Genomic DNA, 15,016 nt, shown 5'->3' with positions numbered 1-15,016 from the left:
AAAATGAGGCTATTTCCTTAATTTCATATATTAGAAAACATTTCAGCTCTTATCATGAAAAATAGTTATCAATCGATAACATAAAATTATCCTCTATAACTTCCATAATGAAAAACTGATAAAATGTGAGAGATTCAATTTTCATTCATTAGGAAAAAACCTTGACATAATTCAATTCCATTTTAAAAGAAAGATGCTGATTGAAATGATCCCGTCAATATTTGTCGGATTCAAATAAAATGTAAATTTTTGCTATCTGATGATAAAAAACAGGCCCAATTAGTGAGCCTGTTTCGAAGTGTAATAATTATCCAGTTAGATGCTGGATTGTGGGTGTATACAAATCAATCTACTTGAATATTTATTGTCCTTTTCCCTCTTCATGATAGAGTCATGTCCTAAAAAATCTGTACTATGAGCAACATATATGTAGACTGTTTTTTCACCACCCTCTTCTCCTATTAGTTGAAAATAATTACCGTGACCATCATGTGGGAAAAGATTTCCACTATCTGGATAATCACGCTGAACAGAATATTTGTTAGGTTTAGAATTAAAATAACCCAGCATATCCGGAGAGACTGATCTTAATTTACTGAGATTAAAAGCTTTGCTTGGTTCAAGAGTTTCACATGAATTGTTTTTATCCCTGGGGTCCTGATAGTCTCCAACCCCATGATCTGGAATTAAAATATATCTCTTAGGATTGAATTGATATGAAGAAATATACTTTTCTCCTGTTTTCTTATTCGTGATCTTAGCGGTAACTTTTACTGGCTCAGGTTTGAATTTTTGAGGCGGGAACCATAAGACATTCTGCGTTCCAATTGTACCCACCTCAATAGAAGAGCCAGCCGGAACATCATATTGAACATCGTATTTATCAGGATGATAACTATTATACGACGCTGTATCTTGCACTCCGTATATTCCGTAGGCTCTAAAAGTCAATGCATATTGCGCAAACCCCGCGATATTATAAGGTCTTCCAAAAGAGAGGCTGTTAGAGGTCGCTTGAGTATTAGGGTCAATAACCGATACATGTGCTTCCCTTTCTACCTCATTGAAATGCACTTTTTTAGCTTTCGCAGTCAGGGACTTGCCATTAAACTTAACGGTTACCTGTGCCTCCACACCGTCAAGCCCCGCACTACTTACCAAAGATGCGGTTAAATACCCCTGATCATCGGTCGTGTTCTGCACATCAATAAATTTTAACCCCTCTGGTTGGTCGCGTGTATCATGCACCACTTCCCAGGAAACATCTTTAAATGTCTGGTTTTTGATCGGATTCCCGGTTAACGAATCTACCATCAATACCTTATAGGCAAATTTACTCTTTATATCCGCAGGCAGTGCTCCCTCAGGCGATACTTCTACCAATCCTTTAATTACAGCATTAGAAGGCTCCTCTGTAATAAAGTCAAAAGGCTGAGATTGTATTACCCCACCATTGAGGGTGAGTCCTACTTGGGCATTTTTAATTCCCTGCGTACTACTCAATTCTGCCTTTAATTTTAATCTTCCCTGACCATCCATCTTACTATCCACTGCGGTTATTGTTGCACCAGGTGCAGCAGGAAGTGCGATTATGTTCCAGACAGGGTCTACGGTTTGACCTTTATAAGGCTTGCCATCTTTACCGGTCACTGTCGCAGTCACCGTGTATTGGCTGCCATCTGCTTTGAATGAGGTAGATGACGGATCAAAATCAAATGTAACGACCGGTTCTTGCTCATCATCAACAAAAACTACGGGATTACCAAAATAGACAGGTGCATCAGATAGGAGTTGTTGATTTAGCGTCCCTTGACCATTCGCTCCATACGTGTCCACATTGGTTATCACAATGCCTACCTTAATGGTCTGAGCTTTAGTACTCTGCACTGTGGCAAAAATTTGCCCTTGTTGTTTAGCTACATCAGAGGAATCTTGTATGATCACATCGGTGCTCGGCTCTGTAACCCACTTAATAGAGGAATCTTGGTCCAAGCTACCAGCAAACGGGGCACCAAATTCATCTATTACCACAGCCCTGAAGGTGTGAGCATTGTTTGGGTTGCTTGAACCTTTAATGAAAACAGGGCCATTCGGTGCAGACTCCATCTGAGTAAGGCGAAGTGTATATTGGCCAAAACTAATGGGTTCCGTTTTATTTACCAGTATCTTAGGTACTCCCGGAATTTCGAGATATACCTTGATATCTTTTGCCTTATGAGCGGAAGTTAATTTTGCAATCAATTGCCCCTGTGGATTGGTTATATAAGAATGCGGTTCAATGTTGGGGTCCTTGACAGTAAGATCTTCTTCTTTTGGCATATCCGGGTATTCATAGCTCCATTTAGCCTCCCTGAATTCGGTATTACTGAGTGGGTGATTGTCTTTTCCGCTACTCAGGGTGACGGTCAATGTATACGATGACTGGCCATCAGCACCGACAGGACGGTTAGCAGTAACGCTTGTCTTCACCGATATGGGTTCAACCATCACACGTATAGTTTTCTTTCCGGACTGCTTACCTGTTTCATCCTCCGCAACGGCAAAAATCTCGTAACGGTTTGTGCCTTTCGGATTATAATTCGGCAAGGTGAGGTCAATAGTCTGACCACTTCCGGAAGGAAGATCGCCCTTATTCTCATAAAATGCCCCATCGGCTGACCAGATTACCTTTTTAATGGGTTTATCCGCTCTGATGTCTGCGGTTATTTGCCTTTTCTCGCCGCTGTATCCGGTGATGGTATCAGGCAACATCATTTCCAGTATGGCTTTTTTCCTGTAATCCAGGACAATGTTGTTATTCCTTTCAACCAGATCATAACGGCTTCCGGCTAATGTACGCATAGAATCCACGTTATCTGTCGAGAGCTGAACCCCCAGAGGCACACCAAATCTGTAGTTCAGATTGGCCTGAAATAAGGTTTCGCTATGCCCGCCACTGCCATGTTTATAGTCCACGCCCATTGTCACCAGCGGGACAGGCGTATAACTCAATCCGAACCGGGCAAGGCTAGGGTTTTTCTGCTTGGTGCTGCGATTGAACAAAGAAACGTTATCGCCAAAATACTGCTCATAACCCAATTTCCCCCCCAGGTTGGGATAAGCAGGCAGGAAAAACTCACCATTGAGATCAAAGCCATTGGCAGGGCGTTCTTCGAAATCTTTATCTTCCATAGACTGATGCCAGTCACTCAAACGCAAATAGGTATTGGCAGAAAGTTTGACGTAATCTGCCCAGGCTTCACCCCCTAACCCCATGCGTTTATTCTTACCAGTAACATCATAATCGTAGAACGTATTTAAACCATACATCCAACCGGGGGTGAAATAACGCCCCCCCAGACCGAAGTTTACAGTATTCCGACTGTCTTTATTCCGATAGCCAAGCTGGGAGAAAAACAGCCAATCCGCTTTATTGTCATAAAGCGGAAGCAGAAAATCTATTGAGCTATTATCCAGCTTGCCTTTTCTATCCATGGAAAAATTAATTTTTGCTGTACCAAACTGAGACAGCCATTTTTGTGCCTCACCGGTGGCGGTGCTATTTAATTTACCCAGTGCGTAAGATTTGGCCTGTTCGGTCAATTGTGATGGCGAGGATGACAAAAGACCGCCAGCCCTTTGGAGGTTTTTGGCGATCAACTCCGCTTTCACATCTTCCTTATTATCTCTGTGCTCTTCATTTTCTGTTTTCTGTAAAGATCTCTCTTTTACCTGATGCTCAGATTGATCTTCCCCCACAGCCAGAGCACCCATGGGTATAAAGGGTAAAAATAAAGAATATATAAAAACCAAAAAACGAGTGAACTTATTACTCATGTACGAGTCCATATATAAACACCTCATAAAATATGAGCCATTGAGCAGCATTTAAGTATTAGACGTCAGATAAACTTAAAAAAAATAATATTTCTATGCACTTAACATACATTAGGAAAAATTTTATCATTATGCGTAATGAAAAATTATTATTGCCTGATAACCAAAAGTAATCTTATTATTCTTAATATATTTTATCTTAAGTTGTTAACGCCTATCCTGGTAAGCATTTTTATTGCACCTGAAAACCGCAGGATGACCTGCAACCCCTACTTTTTCCTGTCATTCAAAATCTTGTTATTATCTCTTTCAACTAATTCATAACGGTTCCCTGTCAGGCGAAAAATAGCGCCCTCCCAATCCAACGTAAAATAAAATTTTGTTACCAGATGATAAAAAAACAGGCTCATCAATGAGCCTGTTTCAAAATATAGTAATCACCCGGCTAGATTAAGGATTGTGGGAGCACACAGAATAATTTTCTGCCCTGTTTATCTTTATATGGTTTAATTGGAATTTGATTAACCCATCCATAGATCGCCGGCCCCCCAGTCGGTATGAATTGAAGCATGAATAAACGAGGCACGAAATTTCCTCCCCTCAAAATAATATCACCATTAATACCACTAATTACTTGAATAGGAATACTGGGATCTTTAGATTGATCTTGAGATTGATCTTGAGATTGATCTTTATATTGATCTTGAGGAATAATACTTCGGAGATCCTTATAGTCACTAGAGATAGTATTTCCGGAAGTTACATTCACGAATTGCCCCAACATATCTATAGTAACGGATTTGACATTTTTGATATCCGACAAAGATTCTTTTGATTCAAGATTCTCACATACCGTGTTTACAACATCCCCAGCCCCCAGAGGATTAGCGAGCGTACCAGTCATAGTGTTCTTTGTAACAAAAACATATCTCAGCGGATTGAACTGATATGAATAAAGATACTTTTCTCCTGTTGTCTTATTAGTAACGTCAGCGGTGACTTTTACTGGCTCAGGTTTGAATTTTTGAGGCGGGAACCATAAGACATTCTCCGTTCCACTGGTATCTACCTCAATAGAAGAGCCTGCCGGAACATTATATTGAACATCGAATGTTTGTGGATCAAGCTCACTTATCTGTAGCCCATGAGAGTCATTTATATGAGCAAATACAAATTTCACCTGATCACTGACAGTAACGGGCCTTCCCAAAGAAAAACTATTGTACTTATCAGCGGTCCTTATCACGGTTTCCCTTTCCACCGCATTGAAATTCACTGGCTTAGCTTTCGCAGCCTGAGGCTTGTTATTAACATTAACGGATACTTGTGCCACCACACCGTCAAGCCCCGCACTACTGACCAAAGATGCGGTTAAATACCCCTGATCATCGGTCGTGTTCTGCACATCAATAAATCTTAAGCTCTCTGGTTTGCCTTTCTTACCATCAGGCACCACTTCCCAGGAAACATCTTTAAAGGTCTGGTTTTTGATCGGATTCCCCGTTTTAGTTTCTATCATCAATGCTTTATAGGTAGCTTTACTCTTCCTATCCGCAGGCAGTGCTCCCTCAGGCGATACTTCCACCGAACCTTTAATTGCAGCATCAGAAGGATCCTCTGGAATAAAGTCAAAAGGCTGAGATTGTATTTCTACTCCGCCATTGAGGGTGAGTCCTATTTTGGCATGTTTAATTCCCTGCGTACTACGCAATACTGCCTTTAATTTTCCCTGACTATCCGTCTTACTGTCCGCTGCGGTTATTGTTGCACCAGGTGCAGCAGAAAGTGAGATTATGTTCCAGACAGGGGCTACAGTTTGGTCTTTATAAGGCTTTCCATCTTTACCGGTCACTGTCGCAGTCACCGTGTATTGGCTGCCATCTGCTTTGAGTGAGGTAGATGACGGATCAAAATCAAATGTAACGCCCAGTTTTTGCTTATCGTCAACAAAATCTACAGGAGCAAAATAGACAGGGGGATCATATGAGTGATTTTCTGAGCTATTATCTGAACCCGGCATCGGAGTCGGATCACTCGCTTTAATCGCAATGCCTACCTTAACAGTCTGAGCTTTAGTACTCTTCACTGTGGCAAAAAGCTGCCCTTGTTCATCCACCACAGAGGAACTGTCTATGATGACATCAGTGCTCGGCTCCGTAACCCACTTAATCTTGAAGCCATCGTTTCCTTTTCCTGGATTTCCCTTTATTGGAGCACCAAACGCATCGACTACCACAGCTTTAAAGGTGTAAGCATTGTTTGAATTGTTTAGATTTTTTGAATCGCTAATGAGAACAGGACCATTGGGTGCTGATCCCATTTGAGTCAGTTGGAATGAATGTTGACCAAAATTAATGGACTCCGTTTTATTTACCAGTATCTTAGATAATCCCGGAATTTCGAGATATACCTTGATATCTTTCGCCTCTACAGCGGAAATTAATTTTGCAATTAATTGGCCCTGCTGGTTGGTTATATTAGTCTGCGATTCAAGTTGGGGCATCGCCACATTATCACCTTCTTTCGGCATACCCGGGTATTCATAGCTCCATTGAGCCTCCTTAAATTCGGTATTACTGAGTGGGTGATTATCTTTTCCGCTACTCAGGGTGACGGTCAATGTATACGGTGACAAACCATCAGCACCGACAGGGCGGTTGGGGGTAATGCTTGTCTTCACCGATATGGGTTCAACCATCACGCGTATTTTTCTCTCGAACTGCTTACCTGTTTCATCCTCTGCAACGGCAAAAATCTCGTAACTGTTCGTACCTTTAGGATCATAATTCGGCAGAGTGAGGTCAATAGTCTGACCATTTTCAGAAATACCGCCCCCATTATTACTGAATGCCCCATCGGCTGACCAGGTTACCTTTTTAATGGGTTTATCCGCTCTGATATCTGCGGCTATTCGCCTTTTCTCACCGCTGTATCCGGTGATGGTATCAGGCAACATCATTTCCAGTATGGCCTTCTTCCTGTAATCCAGGACAATGTTGTTATTCCTTTCAACCAGATCATAACGGCTTCCGGCCAATGTACGCATAGAAGCAACACTATCTGTCGAGAGCTGAACCCCCAGAGGCACACCAAATCTGTAGTTCAGATTGGCCAGAAATAAGGTTTCGCTGCGCCCGCCACTGCCATGTTTATAGTCCACGCCCATTGTCACCAGCGGGATAGGCGTATAACTCAACCCGAACCGGGCAAGGCTGGGGTTTTTCTGCTTGGTGCTGCGATTGAACAGAGAAACGTTATCGCCAAAGTACTGCTCATAACTCAATTTCCCCCCCAGATTGGGATAAGCAGGCAGGAAAAACTCACCATTGAGATCAAAGCCATTGGCAGGGCGTTCTTCGAAATCTTTATCTTCCATAGACTGATGCCAGTCACTCAAACGCAAATAGGTATTGGCAGAAAGTTTGACGTAATCTGCCCAGGCTTCGCCTCCTAATCCCATGCGTTTATTCTTACCAGTGAGGTCATAATCGTAGAACGTATTTAAACCATACATCCAACCGGGAGTGAAATAACGCCCCCCCAGACCGAAGTTTATGGTATTCCGGCTGTCTTTATTCCGATAACCAACCTGAGAGAAAAACAGCCAATCCGCTTTATTGTCATAAAGCGGGAGCAAAAAATCTAATGAACTATTATCCAGCTTGCCTTTTCTATCCATGGAAAGATTAATTTTTGCTGTACCAAACTGAGACAACCATTTTTGTGCCTCACCGGTGACGGTGCTATTTAATTTACCCAGCGCGTAAGATTTGGCCTGTTCGGTCAGTTGCGATGGCGAGGATGACAACATGCCGCTAACCTTTTGGAGGCCTTGGGCAATCAACTCCGCTTTTACATCTTCCTTATTATCTCTGTTCTCTTCATTTTCTGTTTTCGGTAAAAATCTTTCTTTCATCTGATGCTCAGGTTGGCTTTCACCCACAGCCAGAGCACTCACGGATATAAAGGGTAAAAATAAAGAATATATAAAAACCCCAAATCGAATGAACTTATTACTCATGTACGAGTCCATATATAAACACCTCATAAAATATGAGCCATTGAGCAGCTTTTAAGTATTAGACGTCAGATAAACTTAAAAAAAACAATATTTCTATGCACTTAACATACATTAGGAAAAGTTTTATCATTATGCGTAATGAAAAATTATTATTGCCTGATAACCAAAAGTAATCTTATTATTCTTAATATATTTTATTGGTCATTATTTATAGATAGATTTATAGATAGATTTATAGATAGAAACTTAGCAGTAATTACTGCATGCCTTTCATGCTGCTGAATAAATAGCGTCTATATTTTATCTCAAATTGTTAGTACGATAGCCTAGCGTTTATACGCAATCGTTCCCAATAGATATCAAATCACTTCCCGACTTCTCATGGCATAACGGCAGAAAAATGATGAAAATTGACTTGAGCAAAATGGTGACTGAAAGTCGCAATCCCGCCAGTACCTGTATTGATCAGTTATCGACGCTCAATATGCTGCGCGTTATCAACGATGAAGATAAAAAAGTCGCTATCGCCGTTGAGAAAACCCTGCCCCAAATTGCCGGTGTCGTTGATAAAGTCGCCGAAGCCTTTCGCCAGGGTGGACGCTTAATCTATAGCGGAGCGGGAACATCCGGGCGTTTAGGTATTTTGGATGCCAGTGAATGCCCCCCAACTTATGGCACAAAACCAGAACAAGTAGTCGGGTTAATTGCTGGTGGGCATCAGGCCATTCTAAAGGCGGTAGAAAATGCCGAAGATAATCGTCAATTAGGCACAGATGATCTTAAGGCACTACAATTTAATCAGAGAGATGTACTGGTGGGGATCGCTGCCAGCGGTCGGACGCCTTATGTATTAGGCGCAATGGAATATGCCAAATCGGTCGGTGCCACCGTAGCCTGCATCAGTTGCAATCCAGACAGCCCAATGGTGCAATTGGCTGATATTGCTATCACACCTGTCGTAGGGCCGGAAGTGGTGACAGGTTCTTCCCGTATGAAAGCAGGTACGGCACAAAAACTCGTACTGAATATGATTACGACAGGTGCCATGATCCGCATTGGCAAAGTATATGGAAATTTGATGGTCGATGTGGAAGCCACCAATGCCAAATTAATCGAACGTCAGAAAAATATTGTCATGGCAGCCACTGAGTGCAGCAGGGAAATAGCAGAACATGCCCTGAATGCCTGTGATGGTCACTGCAAGACCGCAATTGTGATGATTTTATCGGGTGCCAGTGCCGAAGAAGCCAAAGTGTTATTGGCAGAGCACCAAGGATTTATCCGGCCAGCTATCGCTATCACGAAAGACCGATAATCATTACCTCTCTTAAGGGGTTCTAAATGGCTAAAATTAATCAGGACATACTGGTCGAAATACTTCACGCCATTGGCGGAGCAGGTAATGTTGCTCACTGCGGGAATTGCATGACACGCCTGAGGCTGACTCTGCACGATGACTCACTTGCTGATAAGACCAAGTTAAAAAGTATTATCGGGGTATTGGGTGTTATAGAAAGTGATGATCAACTCCAGATTGTCCTTGGCCCCGGTAAGGCCCAGACAGCGGCGGACATGATGAATACTTTATTAAGTGAATCACATCATCTCAGCCATTCAGGACTACATTCTGACACATTAAAAGAGATAGCCCTTTCCAACAAGAAACACCTTAAAGAAAAGCAAACCAGCTCAGTTCATAAATTTCTGGCTAAATTCGCCACCATCTTTACTCCCTTAATCCCCGGGTTTATCGCCGTTGGTCTGTTATTAGGTTTTGCTACCTTGTTGGAGCAAGTTTTTATCAAAGGAGCCGAAAATCCCAACACCATATTGGTGGAAATGGTCGGCTATATGAAAATCTTCAGCAAAGGCATGTTCAGTTTTCTGAGCATCCTGATTGGCTACAATGCACAAAAAGCCTTTGGCGGCTCAGGCGTTAACGGTGCCATCATCGCATCCCTGTTTGTACTGGGCTATAACGCCGAAGCCACCAGCGGTTTCTATTCTGGTATCAACAACTTCTTTGGCTTTTCCATCGATCCCCGGGGCAATATCATTGGCGTGCTGATCGCCTGTATTCTCGGTGCTTGGGTAGAAAAACAGATCCGCAGAATCATGCCATCTGATCTGGATATGATCCTGACTTCCGCTATCACCCTGCTTATCATGGGAGCCGTTGCCTTTATCATTATTATGCCCGTCGGCAGTTACTTGTTTACTGCGATGTCATGGCTGTTTATGAATTTGAATGGCAACCCATTCGGTACGGCTGTTCTGGCGGGCTTGTTCTTAATCGCGGTCATGTTTGGCGTGCATCAGGGCTTCGTTCCTGTCTATTTTGCTTTGATGGATGCGCAAGGATTCAACTCTCTGTTTCCCATTCTGGCAATGGCCGGAGCCGGTCAGGTAGGTTCTGCGCTGGCGTTATATGTGAAAGCCAAAAAAGGCTCATTACTTCGCACTCAAATTAAAGGTGCCATCATTCCGGGCTTTCTGGGGATTGGGGAACCCTTGATCTATGGTGTCACCCTCCCCCGCGTAAAGCCTTTTGTCACCGCTTGCCTCGGTGGTGCGGCAGGGGGATTTTTTATCGGTCTGATTGCCTGGTGGGGCTGGCCTGTCGGGTTAAATAGTGTTTTCGGCCCTTCCGGGCTGGTCGCCCTGCCCTTAATGACATCCAACAGCGGTATATTTACCGGGATGGCAATATATGGTGCAGGGCTGATTGTCGCTTATATCGCTGGCTTTATGCTGACGATATTCTTCGGGAGCAAAAATATCGATCTGGACTGATTCAGCCAAACCCGCCTTAATTTAACCATATTAAAGGCACACAAGCGGCGGCCAGAATGCCCATTGCAATATTGAACATAAACCACGAGTGGCGGCTTTGCAGCAATCGGCCAATCAGTGAACCGAGCATAAGCCAGATTGCACCTGCGGTAATGCTGGAAAATAACATCACTATGCTAATGGTTAAAATGGAGTAGCCATATTGTTCTCCTGCCAGACTGTAGCTACTGACCGCTCCCAATCCCATCAACCATGTTTTGGGATTCAGGAACTGCAACAGCCACCCCTGATAAATTTTGATAGGTGGCATTGACGGCATTGAGGTATCCAAGCGCTTATAATGCGAAGTCGCTGTTTTCCAGGCTAACCAGAGTAAATACAGGCTACCGAGCACTTTCAGGCCGATATGTATGGCAGGATAAATCAGTAACAACGCAGCGACACCAAAAGCGGACAGCAACAGAATTGTCTGCATCCCCAAAACAATACCCAAGCAAAGCGGAATGGAGCGACGAATACCGAAATTGGCGCCCGATGATGTCAACAACATATTGTTTGGACCCGGCGTCACTGCGGAAATAAACATAAACGTACTGAGAGATAAGATCAGGCTTACAGTCATGGGTAGTTTCCCCTCACCCAAATGGTCAACATTTCCTTTCAAGAAAAATAACAGTATGTTATTCCACACACAAGATGACTAATCATGAAATCAATTCATTATGACTAACCATTACAACATCATCAGGAACATTCACAATGATAATTCCGTGGCAACAACTGGAAACTGAAACACTACTTAACCTGATAGAAAGTTTTGTCTTGCGGGAAGGCACAGATTACGGCGAACAAGAAAAAACACTTGAACAAAAAGTACAGGATGTTAAACGCCAGCTTGAACGAGGTGAGGTTCTGCTGGTATGGTCTGAGTTACATGAAACCGTCAATATCATGCCCAAAGAGATGTTCCGCCCATAAAGCCTGACTTGTTTTATTCACTCTAACCGTCTGATTAAAATAAAGATAACTCAATTTTTATTGATAAGGAGTCTGTTCATGTCTGCCAAACATCCTGTCATTGCAATTACTGGCTCCAGTGGAGCCGGAACAACGACCACCAGTGTGGCGTTTCGCAAGATTTTCCAGCAAATTGGCGCGACTGCCGCAACCATTGAAGGGGATAGTTTCCATCGTTACACTCGTCCTGAAATGGATGCTGAGATCCGCAAAGCGAGAGAACAGGGCAGGCATATCAGTTACTTTGGGCCAGAAGCCAATGATTTCAGCATGCTGGAAAAAACATTTTCTGATTATGGGGAAACAGGCAGCGGGCGCTGTCGAAAATACCTCCATACCTACGATGAAGCCGTACCCTATAACCAAGTACCAGGCACTTTCACACCGTGGGAACCCCTGCCATCAAATACAGATATCCTGTTTTATGAAGGTCTGCATGGCGGTGTTGTCACGCCACAACACAATGTCGCCAGCCATGTTGACCTGCTGATTGGTGTTGTGCCTATCGTTAACCTTGAATGGATACAGAAACTCATCCGTGACACCAGCGAACGCGGGCACTCCAGAGAAGCCGTTATGGATTCCGTTGTCCGCTCAATGGATGACTATATCCGCTATATCACCCCCCAGTTTTCACGCACTCACATAAATTTCCAGCGCGTTCCCACGGTTGATACATCTAACCCCTTCTCTGCCAAGGCTATTCCGTCACTGGACGAAAGTTTTATCGTGATTCGTTTCCGTGGCCTGACTCAAATTGATTTTCCATATTTACTGGCGATGCTTCAGGGTTCATTTATTTCCAGTATAAATACCATTGTTGTTCCGGGTGGAAAAATGGGACTGGCGATGGAGTTAATTATGGCGCCAATCGTTAAGCAATTACTGGAAGGCCAAAAAATTTCATGACATAAACTGCTTTTTATTTTAAATAAAGCAGGCAACAAAAAATAATGTTGCCTGTTTTATTTAAATAAATAAGTCGTTCTTACAATAATAAAGTGGCTGATAAAAATCAGTTTTAGCCAGAACAGTGAAGCTACATAAAGCTCATCATAACGGAAACGCTGTCCAGAATTAATAAATACATTGTCAATAAAATAACCTCTCTAAACAGATTTCTGGTAATCTGGCAACCAGTTTAATATGCTGAAGCGATACAGGGGAAGACAGAAACGTTTTCCTGTGTTACAAACAAGGTTACAAGCGAGATTGGCAAGTTATATGGGGTGAGATCAATATGCCATCACTTTGGTATTCTTATAATCCATATAAAATTCCTGCTTGTCAGTTTTTCAGCAAGTTAATATGTTAAGCTATTGACTTTATAAAGCTAGCCTGAAGAGAAACCATCTGTTTCTCACATCATAAAGGCAGAAATAACAACAGAGGATAAAGCGAATGGTTCTCGGCAAGCCACAAACAGACCCTACTCTTGAATGGTTTTTGTCACACTGCCATATTCACAAATATCCATCCAAGAGCACGCTTATTCATCAAGGTGAGAAAGCAGAAACGCTTTACTACATTGTTAAAGGTTCGGTTGCTGTTCTAATAAAAGATGAAGAAGGTAAAGAAATGATCCTCTCTTATTTAAATCAAGGGGATTTCATTGGTGAACTTGGATTATTTGAAGAGGGGCAAGAACGTACTGCATGGGTGCGAGCCAAAAGCGCCTGTGAAGTGGCTGAAATTTCCTACAAGAAATTTCGCCAGTTAATTCAGGTTAATCCTGACATTCTGATGCGTTTATCTGCTCAGATGGCAAGTCGTCTACAAACAACTTCCGAAAAAGTAGGTAATCTGGCCTTTTTGGACGTTACAGGCCGTATCGCCCAGACGCTGCTCAATCTGGCTAAACAGCCTGATGCCATGACTCACCCTGATGGTATGCAAATCAAAATTACCCGTCAGGAAATTGGGCAGATTGTGGGTTGCTCCCGTGAAACAGTTGGTCGCATTCTTAAGATGCTGGAAGATCAAAACCTGATCTCCGCACATGGTAAAACCATTGTTGTTTATGGAACACGTTAGTTCCCGACAACCCTGAAATTCAGCCAGTGCAATTTATTACATCCGCACTGGCTTTTTTTGTTGCTTTTCCCGGCCGTTATTTTATTGATTTAACCATCGCGATATTGCCATATCCAACCGCGCTATACCTTCTGTTATCTCATCCTCAGCAATAATTAATGATGGCGTAAAGCGTAAGATACTGTCTCCGGCACTCAATAGCATCAATCCGTGCTCTGCCACTTGGTGCAATATTTCTCTGGCCTTGCCTTGATATTCCACTTTCAATACAGCGCCAATAAGCAACCCTTTTCCACGGAATTCATGGAAGATGCCATATTTTTGATTTATCTTTTCCAGTGCATGAATGATCATATCGTGGCGTTTTTCCACTCCCGCCAGTACTTCTGGTGTGTTGATGATATCCAAAGCGGCACAACCGATAGAGCAAGCCAACGGATTTCCTCCATAAGTTGTTCCATGCGCGCCTGTTTCCATCGCCGTCGCAATCGTATCTGTCGTTAGCATCGCACTAATCGGAAAGCCTCCTCCCAATGCTTTTGCCGTCGTCAGAATATCCGGTTGGACGCCGTAATGCTGATAAGCATACAACTTGCCTGTACGCCCCATTCCACTCTGGACTTCATCAAAAATCAGAAGCGCCTGATGCTTATCACATAACTTCCGCACACCATGAAGAAACGCTGTCGTTGCAGGCGTAACACCGCCTTCTCCCTGAATCGGCTCCAGAACAACAGCACAGGTGTCATCATCGATTACCGCTCTGACAGCATCCAGATCATTAAAAGGGACGTGTACTATATCGGCCGGTTTAGGCCCGAATCCTTCGGCGTATTTCGGCTGTCCTCCCACCGAAACGGTGAAAAACGTGCGTCCGTGAAACGCATGATGAAAAGCAATAATTTTGGTTTTATGGGGATGATGGCGGGTAATCGCGTAACGACGGGCCAGCTTAAATGCTGCTTCGTTGGCTTCCGCTCCGGAGTTAGCGAAAAATACTCGCTGTGCAAACGTTGCATCAATCAACTTTTTCGCTAAAGTTAAGGCGGGTTCATTGGTGAAAATATTGCTGACATGCCACAATTTTTCACCTTGCTGTTTCAGAGCCGCCACCAAGGCCGGATGACAGTGCCCCAGAGCCAAAACAGCGATACCACCGGCAAAATCGATATATTCTTTGCCCTGCTGATCCCAGACCCGGCTACCTTGCCCTTTGACAGGAATAAAATCCGCTGGCGCATAAATTGGCAACATAACCTGATCATAAGTATTCCGGCTATTTGCTGTGTTTTCTAGCATTTCCCCCACCTTATTTTTCTATTTGCCACACCGAAG

The 15,016-nt window shown here is 43.2% G+C and carries 9 protein-coding genes; 5 read left to right on the top strand and 4 right to left on the bottom strand.

Going from position 1 to position 15,016, the window contains the following annotated elements; all coding sequences use genetic code 11:
• Positions 1-315: 315 nt before the first annotated feature.
• Positions 316-3,816: an inverse autotransporter beta domain-containing protein gene (locus tag Xenpb_RS12900; RefSeq protein ID WP_187654694.1), complete on the bottom strand. Its 3,501-nt coding sequence runs from the start codon at positions 3,814-3,816 to the stop codon at positions 316-318.
• Between the two features lie 445 nt (positions 3,817-4,261).
• Positions 4,262-7,732, bottom strand: coding sequence for an inverse autotransporter beta domain-containing protein (locus Xenpb_RS12895; RefSeq protein WP_222942970.1), 3,471 nt, complete (start codon positions 7,730-7,732; stop codon positions 4,262-4,264).
• Between the two features lie 508 nt (positions 7,733-8,240).
• Between Xenpb_RS12895 and murQ the strand changes: the two genes are divergently transcribed.
• Positions 8,241-9,152, top strand: a complete 912-nt coding sequence (gene murQ, locus Xenpb_RS12890) for an N-acetylmuramic acid 6-phosphate etherase (RefSeq protein ID WP_187654746.1) — start codon at positions 8,241-8,243, stop codon at positions 9,150-9,152.
• Positions 9,153-9,178: 26 nt separating this feature from the next.
• Positions 9,179-10,630: a PTS N-acetylmuramic acid transporter subunit IIBC gene (murP, locus tag Xenpb_RS12885; protein ID WP_187654692.1), complete on the top strand. Its 1,452-nt coding sequence runs from the start codon at positions 9,179-9,181 to the stop codon at positions 10,628-10,630.
• A 16-nt stretch (positions 10,631-10,646) separates the two neighbouring features.
• Here murP and Xenpb_RS12880 read toward each other — a convergent pair whose 3' ends face one another.
• Entirely contained in the window at positions 10,647-11,252 is a 606-nt protein-coding gene (locus Xenpb_RS12880; RefSeq protein WP_187654691.1) for a LysE family translocator, read from the bottom strand.
• A gap of 137 nt (positions 11,253-11,389) precedes the next feature.
• Between Xenpb_RS12880 and Xenpb_RS12875 the strand changes: the two genes are divergently transcribed.
• The 3 genes from Xenpb_RS12875 to crp all read left to right on the top strand — a co-directional run bounded on the left by Xenpb_RS12875 (position 11,390) and on the right by crp (position 13,681).
• Complete coding sequence (locus Xenpb_RS12875; RefSeq protein WP_047964418.1) at positions 11,390-11,608, top strand: YheU family protein; 219 nt, start codon at positions 11,390-11,392, stop codon at positions 11,606-11,608.
• Between the two features lie 78 nt (positions 11,609-11,686).
• Positions 11,687-12,556 carry a phosphoribulokinase gene (locus Xenpb_RS12870; RefSeq protein ID WP_099114134.1) on the top strand — a complete coding sequence of 290 codons (870 nt, stop codon included), beginning with the start codon at positions 11,687-11,689 and terminating at the stop codon, positions 12,554-12,556.
• A 492-nt stretch (positions 12,557-13,048) separates the two neighbouring features.
• On the top strand, positions 13,049-13,681 hold the full coding sequence (gene crp / locus Xenpb_RS12865; protein ID WP_004240730.1) for a cAMP-activated global transcriptional regulator CRP: 633 nt from the start codon (positions 13,049-13,051) through the stop codon (positions 13,679-13,681).
• Between the two features lie 81 nt (positions 13,682-13,762).
• Here the strand turns inward: crp and Xenpb_RS12860 are convergent, their stop codons facing one another.
• Positions 13,763-14,980, bottom strand: a complete 1,218-nt coding sequence (locus Xenpb_RS12860; protein WP_187654690.1) for an aspartate aminotransferase family protein — start codon at positions 14,978-14,980, stop codon at positions 13,763-13,765.
• Positions 14,981-15,016: the final 36 nt, after the last annotated feature.

This window comes from Xenorhabdus sp. PB62.4 (assembly GCF_014467285.1).
GTDB lineage: Bacteria > Pseudomonadota > Gammaproteobacteria > Enterobacterales > Enterobacteriaceae > Xenorhabdus.
Note: the sequence above shows the minus strand (reverse complement) of the source record. Positions and strands in the feature narration are given on the sequence as shown.

Coding starts and splice junctions, on each gene's coding strand:
- Xenpb_RS12900 (WP_187654694.1), bottom strand. CDS start 3,816: ATGAGTAATAAGTTCACTCGTTTTTTGGTTTTTATATATTCTTTATTT.
- Xenpb_RS12895 (WP_222942970.1), bottom strand. CDS start 7,732: ATGAAAGAAAGATTTTTACCGAAAACAGAAAATGAAGAGAACAGAGAT.
- murQ (WP_187654746.1), top strand. CDS start 8,241: ATGAAAATTGACTTGAGCAAAATGGTGACTGAAAGTCGCAATCCCGCC.
- murP (WP_187654692.1), top strand. CDS start 9,179: ATGGCTAAAATTAATCAGGACATACTGGTCGAAATACTTCACGCCATT.
- Xenpb_RS12880 (WP_187654691.1), bottom strand. CDS start 11,252: ATGACTGTAAGCCTGATCTTATCTCTCAGTACGTTTATGTTTATTTCC.
- Xenpb_RS12875 (WP_047964418.1), top strand. CDS start 11,390: ATGATAATTCCGTGGCAACAACTGGAAACTGAAACACTACTTAACCTG.
- Xenpb_RS12870 (WP_099114134.1), top strand. CDS start 11,687: ATGTCTGCCAAACATCCTGTCATTGCAATTACTGGCTCCAGTGGAGCC.
- crp (WP_004240730.1), top strand. CDS start 13,049: ATGGTTCTCGGCAAGCCACAAACAGACCCTACTCTTGAATGGTTTTTG.
- Xenpb_RS12860 (WP_187654690.1), bottom strand. CDS start 14,980: ATGCTAGAAAACACAGCAAATAGCCGGAATACTTATGATCAGGTTATG.